This is a genomic window from Pseudarthrobacter phenanthrenivorans Sphe3 (assembly GCF_000189535.1).
Classification (GTDB): domain Bacteria; phylum Actinomycetota; class Actinomycetes; order Actinomycetales; family Micrococcaceae; genus Arthrobacter; species Arthrobacter phenanthrenivorans.
In genome coordinates this window covers 952,167-966,435 of sequence record NC_015145.1, presented here as the reverse complement: position 1 = coordinate 966,435, position 14,269 = coordinate 952,167, and the positions used below count along the sequence as shown (strand labels likewise).

Genomic DNA, 14,269 nt, shown 5'->3' with positions numbered 1-14,269 from the left:
AGGGCCAGGGGAATCCTCCTCCGGCCCGGCGATTGACGGCCCGGCTGTCGATGGGGAGGCCCCGTGTTCTTGCTCGAAGCCGCTGTGGCTGGTGCGCCGCCGGACCTGGTATTTTCCGCCAGCGATTTGGTGGCCGCCAGCGAATGTGAGTACCGCACGCTCCGGATCCTGGACGAGAAGCTGGGCCGGTCCCCCAAGGCGGAGTTCCCCGCAGACGAGATGCAGGTCCGTGCCGGCGAACTGGGCGATCACCACGAACAGACTGTCCTGGCAAGCCTGATCCGCAAGTATGGGGAGTGGGACGCCGGCCGGGGCGGCGGTGTCTATTCACTGGAACGCGGCCAGAACCTCCGCGGCGATCTGCAGGCCAAGCATGCGGAGACCGAGCTTGCCCTGCGGTCCGGCGCGGACGTGGTGTTTCAGGCAACCTTCTTTGACGGGGAGTTCCTGGGCTACGCGGACTTCCTGGTCAACGAGGCCGCGGGCACCGGAGAACCTGGCCGGTACGAGGTCTGGGACACGAAGCTTGCCCGGCACGCGAAAGTCGGCGCCCTCCTGCAGCTTGCGGCTTACGGGGACCAGTTGCTGGGCATGGGGCTCGAGCCATCGCCGGTGGTCACCCTGGTGCTTGGCACCCGGGTGGGCGAGGACTGGCTCCGCAGCAGCCACTCCCTGCCGGACCTGTTGCCGGTGTTCCGCGAACGACGCCGGCGCTTCCGCCAGCTGACAGCGCAGCACCGGGAAACGGACGGCGCGGTCCAGTGGCAGCAGCCCGGAACCGTCCACTGCGGGCGGTGCGATTACTGTGCGGAGCAGGTGCAGCTGCACCGCGACCTGCTGATGGTTGCAGGGATGTCGGTGGTGCAGCGGAAGAAGCTGCAGGCTGCGGGCATCACCACCATCGAAGAGCTTGCGGCCATGCCCGCGGAGGATGCCAGGAATTCCGTCGTCCGGCTGCGGGCCCAGGCCCGGATGCAGCTGGGGCTGGAAGCCCCGTCGGGCTCCCGGACGTTTACCAAGGACGGCAAGCCGCACACTGTCTCGTTCACAGTCCTGCCCGGGAACACCATCGGGCTGCTCCCGCCACCCAGCCCCGGCGACATCTTCTTCGATTTCGAAGGCGATCCCCTCTGGCAGGATCCTGCCACCGGAGCCTGGGGCATCGAGTACCTGTTCGGGGTGGTGGAGGCCCCTGTTCCCGGTGCTGCCGGGGAACCAGTGTTCCGCCCGTTCTGGGCGCACTCCCGGACTCAGGAGCGTCGGGCCTTCCTGGACTTCCTGGAGTATGTCGAGGAACGACGCTCCCGCTTCCCTGACATGCACGTCTACCACTACGCCGCCTACGAAAAGACTGCCCTTCGCAACCTCTCCCTGGCGCACCAGGCCGGGGAGGAAACAGTGGACAGCTGGCTCCGCCAAGGGCTGCTGGTGGATCTGTACGCCACGGTCCGGCATTCGCTGCGGATCTCGGAGGCGTCCTACTCCATCAAGAAACTCGAGCCGCTCTACATGGGCAACAACCTGCGCTCCGGTGATGTGAAAGACGCCGGCGCTTCGGTAGTGGCCTATGCCGCCTACTGCGCCGCCCGGGATGCAGGCAACGCCGCGGAAGCGGACAGGATTTTGGCCTCCATTTCGGACTACAACCAGTACGACTGCCTGTCCACGCTCCGGCTCCGGGACTGGCTCCTGGCGGTGGCACCGCAGGCCGGAGTGACAGCGACTCCGGCTGCACCGTCCGCCCTGCCTGCTGCGGAACCGTCCCCTGCAGCGCTGCCTTCCGAAAGCCCGTCAGCCACGGAGGAGACTCCCGCGGAAACCAGGCTGCGTGAGTACCTGGCGGGCATCCCGGACAGCCGGCCGTGGACCAATGATGAACGGGCCATCGCCATGGTGGCCGCCGCCACCGGGTACCACCGCCGCGAACGCAAGCAGTTCTGGTGGCAGCACTTCGACCGGGTTGAGGCGCCGATCGAAAACTGGGCGGACCAGCGGAACGTGTTCGTGGTCTCCTCGGCAGAGGTCACCTCCGATTGGGCCCTCGCCAAGCCCAGGGAACGCATGCGCACCCGCGTCCTGCGGCTTCGGGGCACCATGGCCGAGGGCTCGGATTTCCGTCCGGACTCCAGCTGGTGCCGGCTCTACGACGCGCCGCCCCCGGACGGCATGGCAGCCGCGGATGCTGCCCCCGGTGCCAGGGCCTACTCTTTCGGCACAAGAATCAGCGAACTGGCACCCGCGCCGGACAACCCGGAGCACACCATCATCACTATTGCCGAACGGGAATCCGGAAAGGTCGCCGCGTACCCCCACCTGCCCGTCGCCCTCACCGAAGACCAGCCGCTGGCCACTGCCAGCATCGAAGCTGCCCTTGCTGACATTGCCCAGGTGGTTGGCTCCACCCTCCCGTCGCTGCCGGCCCACCCGGGCCTGGACATCCTGCGCAAGCAGCCGCCGCGGTTCAGGACACTGGCCGGTCCTGTGGACGTGCGCCAGGCCGACGAGGGCTCCGTTGACTACGCATCTGCCATCACGGCATCCCTGCGGGACCTCGACCACTCGTACCTTGCGGTGCAAGGCCCGCCCGGGACGGGGAAGACCCATGTCGGCGCGCATGTCATTGGTCGGCTGGTCGCCGAAGGCTGGAAGATCGGCGTGGTGGGCCAGTCACACAATGTGGTGGAAAACCTGCTCTGCTGTGCCATTGCGGCCGGCGGCGTCCCGCCCACTGTTGTCGCCAAAAAGCTGAATGCACCGCATGAAGTGCCTTGGGCGCTCCAGGCCGAGGGCGACGTCGCCCAGCTGCTCGCGTCGCCCGGCGGCTGCCTGGTGGGTGGAACCGCATGGACCATGACGGGCAAGGAGGTCCCCGCCGGATCGCTTGACCTCCTGGTGATCGACGAGGCCGGGCAGTTCTCCCTGGCCAACACCCTGGCGGTGTCGCGTGCCGCGAAGCGCCTGCTCCTGCTGGGTGATCCGCAGCAGCTCCCCCAAGTAACCCAGGGCGCCCATCCGGAGCCGGTTGATGATTCGGCCCTCGGCTGGCTTGCCGCCGGGCACGCCACGCTGCCGGCAAGCCTTGGCTACTTCCTGGCGGACAGCTGGCGGATGCACCCGGACCTGTGCCGTGCCGTGTCCCGGCTCAGCTACGAGGGAAAGCTGCAGTCCGCGCCGGCGGCGTCGCTGCGCAAGCTGGAAGGGCTGCCGCCCGGCGTCGAGACTGTGCTGGTTGAGCACACCGGCAATGCCACCGCGTCGGCGGAAGAGGCCGCGGAGGTGGTCCGCCAGGTACGGCGGCACCTTGGCCTTAAGTGGACGCCCGGGGCGGAAAGCGAAGTCCGGCCGCTGGACCAGGAGGACGTCCTGGTGGTGGCTGCCTACAACGCCCAGGTCCACCTGGTCCGGAAAGCCCTGGAAGAGGCCGGGCTGGCGAAGGTCAGGGTGGGAACCGTGGACAAGTTCCAGGGCCAGGAGGCGCCCGTGGTGATTGTGTCCATGGCGTGCTCCGCTGTGGCCGAGGCGCCGCGGGGCGCCGAGTTCCTGCTGAACCGGAACCGGATCAACGTTGCGGTATCGCGGGGCCAGTGGCGGGCAGTAATCATCCGCTCCCCCGAACTGACCAGTTACATGCCACACAAGCCGGCGGCGCTGGAGGAACTGGGGGCCTTCCTGGGGCTCAGCCCGCGGGAGTAAGCCCTGGCAAAAGGGGACGGGAGTCAGCGCGCCCGGAAGCCCTGGAAGCTGCCCTCGGCCGCGGACAGGGAGTCTTCCACCCGCTCCACCCTTCCGGGCGTTTGGCCGGAATTCAGCCACTCCCGGAGTTCGTGGATTTTCCAGGCGGGTCCCTCGGCAACCAGTGCCACTGAGCCGTCGTCGAGATTCTCCACGGTGCCCGCAAGGCCGAGCTCCTCCGCCTTGCCGATGGTCCAGTAGCGGAAGCCGACCCCCTGCACCAGGCCGTAAACCCGCGCATTCAGCCGGACGGACCCGGCATCGGAGGACTCCGGCTCGGATGCCGAACCTGCGTGCCTCGCCATGGTGCCTCCCCGAAAGTCCGCGCCGCCCCTCCCAACTAGGTAGCAGTAAGTGTCGTTTTGAGCCGCCAAAACGACACTTAGCGCTACCTAGTTGGGAGGGGAGGCAACCCGTTAGTTGATGGTGATGTCGCGGGTGGTGTGGTTGTAACGGATGGTGACGGTCCCGCCGGCATGGTGCAGTTCGTGGTTGGGGCCATCGAACGTGCCGAACGCACCGTAGTTCTCATCCCAGGAGCGGTTCAGGGCGATCTTGAAGGTGTAGTAACCCGCAGGAAGCTCCGCGCTCTTCTTCCAGAGCTGGTCCAGGAAATCGAACTCCATCTGGGCTTCGTCGTACTGCGGCGCCCAGTTTTCCGGGGCGCCCAGGATGGTGTTGAAGTCACCGGCCAGAGCCACGGCCTCGGGCTGCGGGTGCGTCTCCACGTCCGCGTCCTCCAGCGGCTCGGCGGCAACTGCAGCTGCAGCGGGCTCCTCGCTCTTGGCCGGGGCCGTCTTGCCCTTGCGCACGGCCTTCACAACAGGTTCGACGGCGTCCTCGAGCACCTTGGCTGCCTTGCCCACGGCGGCAGCGGCCTTCTTTGCGGGGGCCTTCTTGGCGGGCTTCTTGGGCTCGGCCTTGCCGGCCACCGGGGCTGCAGTTTCGGGGGCGGCCACGGTCTTGCGGACGAAGCCCTCGGGAGCGGTGGGAACCTGGACGTCGGCCGGGACCGGAGTGCCGGCGTCGAGCGCGGTGGCAAAGGACACGGCATCCGGGAAGGCCACGGTGGCACGCATACCTTCGTCAGTGATGGTCCAGCCGGAGCGGCCCTTGACCAGCCAGCCGGCCTTGACCAGCTTTGCGGTAGCTGAGGTGAGCGTCTTGTGCCCGCGGGGAATTCCACCGCTGAGCAGTTCGGCTTCGTGCTCGTTGAACGGCACGCGTGCCGTAGCCTCCGCAAGTACCTGGCCGGCGTTCAGTGCATCGCCGGACCACACACCTTCGGTCAGGACATCCAGCACGGTCTTGAGGCGAAGGAAGGTGTTTTCTGCGGTGGACTTGGCCATGATTCCCCTTTATAAAAGCGATCGGTCTTAGGCATCTTGCCAATTGCCTGTTAAATCGCGCGACTTGAAATGGTTAACACTGCGTGTCGTGACCGACTATTAAGCGGACGTCCCAACAACTGAGGCTGAGGTCTCGGGAAAATGGGCTGACTGCACAACCCTGAGCGCTGACATGGGTGCCACACTGCACTTCCCAGACACGCCTGCGGCACCTAGTTTAGCGGCATGTTGGAGCGGTTGTTGCCTGGGACACGTCAGGCAACCCACTGGTGACGAATCACGTACGCGCGCCCTCTCCGCCGTTCAGTTCGTCCAGCAGTTCGGCCTTGCGCTCCTCCGAGGCGAAGGACGAATGGATGGAGTTGGCGGCCAGCCGGGCCTTGTCGAAGTCGGAGAGCTCGAACACGGCTTGCAGCTGGACGAAATTGTCGTCCACGTACCCGCCAAAATATGCCGGGTCATCCGAGTTCACGGACACGTTCAAACCTGCAGCCAGCATGGCCGGCAACGGGTGGTCTGCCAGGGTGTCCACGGCCCGCAGCCTGACGTTGGAGAGCGGACACACCGTCAGCGGGATGCGCGCATCCACCAGGCGCTCCACCAGGTCAGGATCATCCATGCAGCGGATACCGTGGTCAATGCGCTCCACGCCCAGGATGTCCAGGGCTTCAATGATGTACGACGGCGGTCCCTCCTCGCCTGCGTGGGCGGTGAGCCGCAGGCCTGCTTCGCGGGCCTTGGCATAGAGCCGCTCAAACTTGGACGGCGGGTTGCCCACCTCGGCCGAGTCCAGTCCGATGGCGCCGATGGGGGCATTCATGGCCAGCAGGCCGTCCAGCACTTCCAAGGCAGACTCCTCGGAAAGATCGCGGAGGAACGCGGCGATCAGCAGGGTGGAGATCCCGTACTCTTCCTGCGCTGTGGCCAGGACTGATGCGACGCCGTTGACGCACGTTTCGAGGGCGATTCCGCGGGAGAGGTGGGCCTGCGGATCCATCATGATTTCGGCGTGCCGGACCCCGGCAACGGCGGCCCGCTCCAGGTAGGCCCGGGTCATGTCGGCAAAGTCCTCTTCCGTCTGCAGCACAGCCATGTTGGCGTAGTAGAGGTCCAGGAAGGACTGCAGGTCGGTGAACTCGTATTTTTCGCGCAGCTCGTCCAGGCCCGAGTACGGCAGGGAGATGCCGTTCCGCTCCGCCAGTGCGAAGATCAGCTCGGGCTGGAGGGTTCCCTCGATGTGCAAGTGCAGCTCAGCCAGCGGCAGGAGCCTGCCCGGCACCTCCTGCCCCGCCGAATCGGCTTCGGTGTCAGGCACGGCAGTATCGCCCGCAAAGTTATCCATCGGGTCAGGATAATGCCCAATGCCGGAATCACCACTAGAGTCGAGCCAATGCAGAACGCCAAGCACACTGATGACCTGCAGTACCCGGCCCCGGCCCCGGCGGCAGATGGTTTTGTCCGGGTCCGGGGTGCCCGCGAAAACAACCTCCGGAACGTGGATGTGGACGTCCCGCGGGACGCGATCGTGGCGTTTACCGGCGTTTCGGGATCCGGCAAGTCATCGCTGGCGTTCGGGACCATCTACGCCGAGGCGCAGCGGCGGTACTTCGAGTCGGTGGCGCCATATGCCCGCCGCCTGATCCAGCAGGGGCACAATCCCAAGGTGGAGCTGATCAGCGGGCTGCCGCCCGCCGTCGCGCTTCAACAGCGCCGCGGCGCACCCAGCAGCAGGTCCACCGTGGGGACCGTCACCACGCTTTCCAACTCCCTGCGCATGCTTTTCTCCCGGGCAGGCACGTACCCGGCGGGCAGCACCCAGCTGGACTCGGACGCCTTCTCCCCCAACACAACCGCCGGCGCCTGCCGCGAATGCCACGGCCTGGGCGTGGCGCACACGGTCACCGAATCCTCCCTGGTTCCGGACCCGTCCCTGACCATCCGCGAGGGTGCCATCGCCGCCTGGCCCGGCGCCTGGCAGGGGAAAAACCTGCGGGACATCCTCACCCACCTGGGTTACGACGTCGATACGCCGTGGCGCAAGCTGCCCAAGGAACACCGGGACTGGATTCTCTTCACGGAGGAGCAGCCCGTAGTGGAGGTGACCCCGCAGCGTGACCGCGTGGCCAAACCGTACAAGGGGCGGTTCTGGAGCGCCCGGAGCTACGTGCTCCATACCCTGGCAGATTCGCAGAGCGCCTCCATGCGCGAACGCGTGCTGGCCTACATGGAATCCGGTCCCTGCCCCCGCTGCGCAGGCACCGGGCTGACGCCGGAAGCCCTGGCCGTGACGTTCGCGGGCCGGACTATTGCCGAGCTCAACCGGCTTCCCATGGCAGAACTCGCCGAGGCTGTCCGTCCCACCGCGGCATTGAACGACGCCGGCACGGCCTCCCGCACGCAGCTCTCCGGAGAATCCAATGAGGTGGCCGTGGCCATCACCCGCGACCTGCTCCAGCGGATCACCGTCCTGCTGGACCTCGGACTCGGCTACCTGGCGCTGGGCCGTGCCACACCCACCCTCTCGCCCGGCGAAATGCAGCGGCTCCGGATTGCCACGCAGCTGCGCTCCGGCCTGTTCGGCGTGATCTACGTGCTGGACGAGCCCTCCGCCGGACTCCATCCTGCCGACGCCGAGCCCCTCCTGGAAGTCCTGGAGCAGCTGAAGGCATCCGGCAACTCGGTATTCGTGGTGGAGCACAACATGGACGTTGTCCGCCGGGCGGACTGGCTGGTGGACGTCGGTCCCCGTGCCGGCGAAGGCGGCGGGGAGGTGCTGTACAGCGGGCCGGTGGAGGGCCTCGCTGGAATTGAGGCGTCCGTCACCAGGCCTTTCCTGTTCGACGGCGGCACCCACCTGGCCGGGCCCGGCCCGGCTGAAGTGCCCGCTGCAGGCGGCGGCGACGGTGCCGGCTCGAACGCCAGGCAGCTCAGGGAACCCGCCGAATGGCTGGAATTGAAGGACATCACCCGGCACAACCTCCGCGGAATTAATGCCCGTTTTCCCTTGGGCGTCCTGACCGCCGTGACAGGGGTTTCAGGTTCCGGGAAGTCCACGCTTGTGGGCAAAGTACTCGGCGAAGTGGTCGGCGCCGGCCTGAAAGCACCGCTGGAGCAGGACGAGGAGGCCGGACCGCTGACACTCGGATCCGTGGACGGAACCCACCGGATCCACCGCCTGGTGACCGTGGACCAAAAACCCATCGGTCGGACCCCGCGCTCCAATCTGGCCACCTACACAGGTCTATTCGACGCTGTCCGGAAGGAATACGCCGCCACCGAACAGGCCAGGGCACGCGGCTTCGGAGCCGGAAGATTCTCTTTCAATGTGGCGGGCGGGCGCTGCGAAACCTGCCAGGGCGAGGGGTTTGTCGCCGTCGAACTGCTCTTCCTGCCCGGCAGCTACGGTCCGTGCCCGGAATGCTCCGGATCGCGCTACAACCCGCAGACGCTCGAGGTGGAGTACCACGGAAAGAACATCGCGGAGGTCCTGGCTTTGACCGTTGACGCCGCCGCTGGTTTCCTGGCCGGCATCCCCGCTGCGGCGAGGAGCCTCAAGAGCCTGCAGGATGTTGGCCTGGGCTACCTGCGGCTGGGACAGCCCGCCACCGAACTTTCCGGCGGCGAAGCGCAGCGCATCAAGCTGGCCACCGAGCTCCAGCGGACACAGCGCGGCCACACGCTCTACCTGCTGGATGAACCCACCACCGGCCTGCACCCCGCCGATGTCCAGCTGCTCATGGTACAGCTCCAAGGGCTGGTGGACGCCGGAAATTCGGTTGTGGTTGTTGAGCATGACATGGCTGTGGTGGCCGGCGCCGATTGGGTGATGGACCTCGGGCCCTCGGGCGGCGACAAAGGCGGGCAGATCATTGCGAGCGGGCCGCCCGCAGCAGTCGCCGCAACCCCGGCGAGCCGGACAGCTCCCTACCTGTCAGCTGCATTGGGACAGGTAACCACCAGCGAACGCCCAGATAAATCTCGATTTGATAACGCCATCGTGATGTCCTAGCGTGAAACCCATGCCCGCTGCCTGGCGGGCCAATGAATGCCCGGTGCTGCCTCCACCAGAACTGCCCAGCAGGCAGCTACCGAAAGTGACCTCTATTCGTCAGGGGCGGGCAGTGGCGCGATGATCTCCGGGGACGGAACCAGCGCAGGTGGCCTTCAGGAGCATCACCATCATGAACAACACCAAATTCCGTACTGCCGCACGCCGCGGAGCTACCGTTGCCGTCATCTCCGCGGCAGGACTGGCGCTCTCCGCCACGGCGGCCAACGCAACCACCAGCACTTCCACCTGGGATGCCCTGGCGCAATGCGAGAGCGGCGGCAACTGGGCAATCAACACGGGCAACGGATACTCCGGCGGCCTGCAGTTCAGCCCCAGCACGTGGGCCGCCTACGGTGGCACAGGCTCGGCCGCGGACGCCAGCCGTGAGCAGCAGATCGCCGTTGCCGAGCAGGTCCAGGCCGCGCAGGGCTGGGGCGCTTGGCCGTCCTGCTCCGCGCAGCTTGGTCTGAGCGGCGGCGCCACCGGGACCGTGCAGACGGCGCCCGTCCAGGCCGCACCGGTCCAGGCCGCCCAGGTTCAGGCCGCACCCGTCCAGAGCGCGCCCGTCCAGGCTCCGGCGGCAAAGCACGTCACCTCCGTAGCACTCAGCGGTGAGACCTACACCCTGCAGGCCGGCGACACCCTGAGCATCGTTGCCGAGAAGCTGGGCATCCAGGGCGGCTGGCAGCACCTTGCCGACGCGAACGCGGACACCATCACCGACCCCAACCTTGTGTTCGAGGGCCAGGTTCTCCAGCTTCCTGCCTGACAGGCGGGACGCGGCTGCCCGCAGGGCACCAAAGACAGGTCGGCGATAGACAAATTCCGTTGACCAACAACGACGCCGGCACACCCCACAAGGGATGTGCCGGCGTCGTTCCTTTAAGCGGTGCTGTCTGCCGGGACCGGGCCCTGCCGGGCCGGATGGCTAGCTGGAGGCGGGCAATTCCCGCACAATCCGTACCCGCCAGGCAGAATCATCGCTGGTGTCCAGCAGGGCCACGGTACCGTGGGCCAGGTTCAGTGCCACGCGCTTGACGGCCAGCAGTTCCAGGTAAAGGTGCTCGTTCATCCGCGCCGGGGTGTCGATCATGTACTTCACGGCGTCCCGGACCTTGCGGTAGTTGGCGCTCTTTTCCCTGTGCATGTGCAGTTCCAGGGCGGAGCGCTGCTTGAGCCTCGGCTCGTGGCGGTTCAACCAGGTGACAGCGGCGTGCACGGCCACAACGAGGGTGAGCGAAACAGCGTAAATCCACCAGCCGCTGGACAGCAGGAACAGCGGCAGGTTGCCGATGGCCACGAGCGCGATGAACACGCGAAGCGCGGCGATGCGGCGCATGGTGCGGGCGACGGCGGCCACGCCGTCACGGAAACGGTGCTGTTCCTTGCGGGCCGCGGCGGGATCGATGGTGAACTCGTCAAGGACCAGGATGCCCTTTGCTTCCGGGCTCAGCATCTGCCCGTACCGGGGCATGAACGCGGGGACAGTCTCGATGGTTATTTCAGGTGTTGAGGTCATGAGAGGGCTTCCAAGATGCGGGGGTGGTTGCGGTGATCTTAGTGGTTCAGGAGCGCCCACGTATGCATAGGTCCACTATGTGAACACCCCGGCCTGCCGGGTGTGGTGCCAGGCACTGCAATTGGAACATCCGCCCGGTGCCGTCAGACTGAAGGAATGCAGACTTTCCTCCCGTACCCTGATTTCCGGCAAAGCGCCGCCGCCCTGGACACCGCCAGGCTGGGCAAGCAGCGCGTGGAAGCGCTGCAGACACTCCGTGCGCTGGTGATACCCGGCTACGGCTGGCAGACGCATCCGGCGATCCGCATGTGGATGGGTTACGTTCCGGCCCTCACCATGTACGGCCTGGCGATGGTTGACGAGTGGACGCAGCGCGGCCATCCGGACAACACGCGCGGGAACATCATGGAATTCGCGCCGCAGGCAGCGCACCCGGACTACGCGGCGAAGATCCCCATGCCGCCGTGGCTGGGAGACCCGGACTTCCACCTGAGCCACCGCTCCAAGCTGGTGCGGAAGGAGCCCAAGTTCTACGGCTCCCTCTTTGCCGACGCAATCCCGGAAATGGATTACCTCTGGCCGGAGCCGCGCCACGAGTTCCTGCCGGAGGAGGCCGAGGGTGACGTTCTGTGGATCCTCCGTTCGCCGCATCCCGACGTCGATCCGCAGGCCTTGGACACTGTGGCATTGCCTCCGGTGAACGGCTTTGCAGATACCCCAGCCGTTGACGAGTATGCGCCGGTCTACGTGGAGGACACATCCCGCCGGCCCTCGAAGCAGTCGCGGAAGGCACCGCCCAAGCCGCAGGCGAAGAAGCCCACCCGCAAGCGCCTGGCGCAGGAGGAAGCCTTCTCCACCCTTCCGGGCAAGACGCCCGTTGCTGTGCCCTTTGAGCACGGCGCCAAGTTCGCGGTAGGCCAGGTGGTGGGGCGTCCCATCACCCTGGAGGACGGCAGGTTCGGCCGGAACTTCACGGTCACGGAGATCATTGACCGCTCCGCATTCACTTACCCGGCCCTCCTGCAGGACCCGCGGGTGTTCTTCCCGGTGGAGGCGCCGTAGCAATGACCATCCTTCTAGCCGGCTGTGGCGACCTTGGCACCGAAGCCGGGCTGCGGTTCCATGCCCTCGGCCACCGCGTGGTTGGTTGGCGCCGCTCCCCGGCAAAACTGCCGGCCGCCATCGAAGGTGTGGCCGCTGACCTGAGCGCGCCGAACCTGCCGCCTGTCCCTGCCGACACCACCGCCGTCGTCATAGCTGTGGCGGCGGACTCGCCGTCAGAGGATGCCTACCGGGCAGCCTATGTGGAAGGCCTTCGCCATGTCCTCGCTGCCTTGGAGCGCGACGACGTGACGCCGCAGCGGGTCCTGTTCGTCTCCTCCACGGCCGTCTATGGAGATGCCGACGGCGGCTGGGTGGACGAAAGGACTCCGCCCGCCCCCGGCGGATTCTCAGGACGGGTCCTCGTCGAAGCGGAGCAACTCCTTCAGGACAGGTTCACCGGGACTCCAACCTCGGCGACGTCCCTCCGGCTGGGCGGCATCTACGGCCCAGGCCGGACGCGCCTGATCGACCAGGTGCGCGGCGGCGACGCCGTGATTCCGGAAGACGTCCGCTACACCAACCGCATCCACCGCGACGATGCCGCCGCGGCAATCGTCCATCTGGCGACGACGCCTGCCGAGCCGGCTCCCATCTATGGGGGCGTGGACAACGACCCCGCGGACCTGGGCAGCGTGCTGCGTTTCCTGGCCGCGGAAATGGGACAGCCCGAGCCTCCGGTTGGTGATGCCGGCCCGGCGCGGGGCGGCAACAAGCGCTGCCGGAATGACCTCCTGCGCAGCACCGGTTTCGAGTTCGCTTTCCCCTCGTTCCGGGAGGGGTACCGGGACATCCTTGCCGGCAACGGAGTCCGGCACCCGTAGCAGCCTGCGCAGTGGATCTCCCGGCCGGCGTTAGGCTGGCTGCCTGACCTCCGGCACGTGGGAAGGCGTGAAGCATGGATTTTCGGCACATCATCGAGACCGTTGGGGAGTTCGTCGACTTCGCAGGGGTGGCCGTGATGGTGATCGGCGCGCTCATTTCCATCCCCCTGGCCCTTCGGGGGCACCAGCCGCGCAGGCTGCCTGCCACGGCCGGGAAGCTGGGCATCTACCGCGCCTACCGCCAACTGTTGGGAAGGTCGATCCTCCTGGGCCTGGAGCTGCTGGTGGCCGCTGACATCATCCGCACCGTGGCGGTCACCCCTACTTTCGAAAGCGTCGGGGTGCTGGCCATCATCGTGCTGATCCGGACCTTCCTCAGCTTCTCGCTCGAGCTTGAAATCACCGGGCGCTGGCCCTGGCAGAAAGAACCCCGCACAACGGCGGAGCCCGCCGGGGCCGCAGCAGGCTGAACCGTGGTTCCCGCCAACGGGCTAGGCTTCACCCGTGGATAAGCACCCGCATGCCACCGACCCGTGGCCCGCGCCGCCGGAACTTCCGCTGCCTGCGATCATGGACCAGCGCTGGCTTGATGCAGTCTTCCTCCATTGGCGCATCCCTGAAGCAGCGGCGGCACCGTTTATGCCGGCGGGAGTGGAACCGGATGTTTTTGACGGGTCCACGTGGGTGGGGCTTATCGGGTTCCGCATGCAGGGAGCCGGAATCGGGCGGGGACCGGGAATCCCCTACCTGGGCTCCTTCAATGAAGTGAACGTCCGCCTCTATTCGCAAGAACCGGATGGCACAAGGGGCGTGGTCTTCCGAAGCCTGGACGCGGACAGGCTGCCCGTTGTGCTTGCGGCCCGGGCAGCCGGGATACCGTACGTCTGGTCCCGCATCCGGTCCTGGCGGGCACCTCGCGGGCGCTCCGGCAGCGATTCCGGTGAAGGCACTGCTGGCTACTCCGTAACCCGGTTCCGCCATGGAGCATCCAGCTGTTTCAGCGTCCGCCCGGACCTCACCGCTCCCGCAAGCGACCCACTGTCGATCCATGTCACAGCGCGGTTCGGACTCCACAGCCGGTTCCGGGGACAGACGCTCTTCATCCCCAACACGCACGAGCCGTGGCCGCTGTACCGGGCCGGGCTGCACGAGTTCCAGGACGGCCTGGTCAGGTCTGCAGGCATAGAGGTGAGCGGTCCGCCGGAGTCGGTCCTCTATTCACCCGGAGTGAGGACCCAGTTCGGCCGGCCGCGGGTGCTGAGCGGCTCCACGGGCCGGAACGTCAGGCGTCCTGCCAGCCCCGGCCCTCGCTGAAGGTAGCCACCAGCGTGCCCACGCCCTCCAGCAGGGAATTGGAAGGATCGAAGTACAGTGCGCCTTCCGTGGCGCGGCTGTGCAGAATGAGTTGCTCCGCCTCCAGCTTTGCCTCCGGCACGGTGGCACCGATGATGCCCGTCCTGGCCGGCAGTTCCGGCGTGTGGACGATCTCCGCGTTGGTCTCGGACAACGGGACGGTGGTGCCGGCGTTGATCTCATCGTGGGGGAACTCAAACTCGGCGTCGCCGGATTCGGCAGGAATGGTGTACTCCAGGAAATACGTCATGATTCCACCTTTGCAGAAACGCTTCCACGCCGAAAGTCTGCCCATTCCGGGCCGCTTCAAACACGTATTCCCACGTCAGGCTGACACTCC

Annotated in this window: 12 protein-coding genes; 7 read left to right on the top strand and 5 right to left on the bottom strand. The window is 66.6% G+C overall.

Translation table 11 applies throughout. From position 1 onward, the window contains the following. Positions 1–63: 63 nt before the first annotated feature. Entirely contained in the window at positions 64–3,693 is a 3,630-nt protein-coding gene (locus ASPHE3_RS04535; RefSeq protein WP_013600052.1) for a TM0106 family RecB-like putative nuclease, read from the top strand. Positions 3,694–3,716: 23 nt separating this feature from the next. On the opposite strand, the gene ASPHE3_RS04530 is transcribed toward ASPHE3_RS04535, so the two are convergent. From ASPHE3_RS04530 to ASPHE3_RS04520, 3 genes are all read right to left on the bottom strand, one after another. Further along, positions 3,717–4,037, bottom strand: a complete 321-nt coding sequence (locus ASPHE3_RS04530) for an acylphosphatase (RefSeq protein WP_013600051.1) — start codon at positions 4,035–4,037, stop codon at positions 3,717–3,719. Positions 4,038–4,148: 111 nt separating this feature from the next. Beyond that, on the bottom strand, positions 4,149–5,081 hold the full coding sequence (locus ASPHE3_RS04525) for a pullulanase X25 domain-containing protein (RefSeq protein WP_013600050.1): 933 nt from the start codon (positions 5,079–5,081) through the stop codon (positions 4,149–4,151). Between the two features lie 277 nt (positions 5,082–5,358). Next, positions 5,359–6,423: an adenosine deaminase gene (locus ASPHE3_RS04520; protein WP_013600049.1), complete on the bottom strand. Its 1,065-nt coding sequence runs from the start codon at positions 6,421–6,423 to the stop codon at positions 5,359–5,361. A 48-nt stretch (positions 6,424–6,471) separates the two neighbouring features. On the opposite strand from ASPHE3_RS04520, the gene ASPHE3_RS04515 reads away from it, so the two are divergent. Both ASPHE3_RS04515 and ASPHE3_RS04510 read left to right on the top strand, forming a co-directional pair. Beyond that, entirely contained in the window at positions 6,472–9,090 is a 2,619-nt protein-coding gene (locus ASPHE3_RS04515; RefSeq protein ID WP_013600048.1) for an excinuclease ABC subunit UvrA, read from the top strand. A gap of 172 nt (positions 9,091–9,262) precedes the next feature. Further along, positions 9,263–9,901: a LysM peptidoglycan-binding domain-containing protein gene (locus ASPHE3_RS04510; RefSeq protein WP_041652558.1), complete on the top strand. Its 639-nt coding sequence runs from the start codon at positions 9,263–9,265 to the stop codon at positions 9,899–9,901. 159 nt (positions 9,902–10,060) lie between these two features. Here ASPHE3_RS04510 and ASPHE3_RS04505 read toward each other — a convergent pair whose 3' ends face one another. Further along, positions 10,061–10,651 carry a hypothetical protein gene (locus ASPHE3_RS04505; protein WP_013600046.1) on the bottom strand — a complete coding sequence of 197 codons (591 nt, stop codon included), beginning with the start codon at positions 10,649–10,651 and terminating at the stop codon, positions 10,061–10,063. Positions 10,652–10,807: 156 nt separating this feature from the next. Here ASPHE3_RS04505 and ASPHE3_RS04500 point away from each other — a divergent pair, with 156 nt between their 5' ends. The 4 genes from ASPHE3_RS04500 to ASPHE3_RS04485 all read left to right on the top strand — a co-directional run bounded on the left by ASPHE3_RS04500 (position 10,808) and on the right by ASPHE3_RS04485 (position 13,890). Further along, positions 10,808–11,713, top strand: a complete 906-nt coding sequence (locus ASPHE3_RS04500; protein ID WP_013600045.1) for an MSMEG_6728 family protein — start codon at positions 10,808–10,810, stop codon at positions 11,711–11,713. 2 nt (positions 11,714–11,715) lie between these two features. Further along, the gene (locus ASPHE3_RS04495; protein ID WP_013600044.1) at positions 11,716–12,576 is read left to right on the top strand and encodes an SDR family oxidoreductase; all 861 of its coding nucleotides are present in this window, start codon (positions 11,716–11,718) and stop codon (positions 12,574–12,576) included. Positions 12,577–12,650: 74 nt separating this feature from the next. After that, positions 12,651–13,046: a DUF1622 domain-containing protein gene (locus ASPHE3_RS04490; RefSeq protein ID WP_013600043.1), complete on the top strand. Its 396-nt coding sequence runs from the start codon at positions 12,651–12,653 to the stop codon at positions 13,044–13,046. Between the two features lie 34 nt (positions 13,047–13,080). Further along, the gene (locus tag ASPHE3_RS04485; protein WP_013600042.1) at positions 13,081–13,890 is read left to right on the top strand and encodes a YqjF family protein; all 810 of its coding nucleotides are present in this window, start codon (positions 13,081–13,083) and stop codon (positions 13,888–13,890) included. Here ASPHE3_RS04485 and ASPHE3_RS04480 read toward each other — a convergent pair. Further along, positions 13,859–14,179, bottom strand: coding sequence for a hypothetical protein (locus ASPHE3_RS04480; RefSeq protein WP_013600041.1), 321 nt, complete (start codon positions 14,177–14,179; stop codon positions 13,859–13,861). The genes ASPHE3_RS04485 and ASPHE3_RS04480 overlap by 32 nt on opposite strands. Positions 14,180–14,269: the final 90 nt, after the last annotated feature.

Bases quoted from the DNA above. Each gene is read 5' to 3' on its own strand.
- ASPHE3_RS04520 (WP_013600049.1), bottom strand. From the start codon at position 6,423: ATGGATAACTTTGCGGGCGATACTGCCGTGCCTGACACCGAAGCCGAT.
- ASPHE3_RS04490 (WP_013600043.1), top strand. From the start codon at position 12,651: ATGGATTTTCGGCACATCATCGAGACCGTTGGGGAGTTCGTCGACTTC.
- ASPHE3_RS04525 (WP_013600050.1), bottom strand. From the start codon at position 5,081: ATGGCCAAGTCCACCGCAGAAAACACCTTCCTTCGCCTCAAGACCGTG.
- ASPHE3_RS04510 (WP_041652558.1), top strand. From the start codon at position 9,263: ATGAACAACACCAAATTCCGTACTGCCGCACGCCGCGGAGCTACCGTT.
- ASPHE3_RS04530 (WP_013600051.1), bottom strand. From the start codon at position 4,037: ATGGCGAGGCACGCAGGTTCGGCATCCGAGCCGGAGTCCTCCGATGCC.
- ASPHE3_RS04505 (WP_013600046.1), bottom strand. From the start codon at position 10,651: ATGACCTCAACACCTGAAATAACCATCGAGACTGTCCCCGCGTTCATG.
- ASPHE3_RS04515 (WP_013600048.1), top strand. From the start codon at position 6,472: ATGCAGAACGCCAAGCACACTGATGACCTGCAGTACCCGGCCCCGGCC.
- ASPHE3_RS04495 (WP_013600044.1), top strand. From the start codon at position 11,716: ATGACCATCCTTCTAGCCGGCTGTGGCGACCTTGGCACCGAAGCCGGG.
- ASPHE3_RS04480 (WP_013600041.1), bottom strand. From the start codon at position 14,179: ATGACGTATTTCCTGGAGTACACCATTCCTGCCGAATCCGGCGACGCC.
- ASPHE3_RS04500 (WP_013600045.1), top strand. From the start codon at position 10,808: ATGCAGACTTTCCTCCCGTACCCTGATTTCCGGCAAAGCGCCGCCGCC.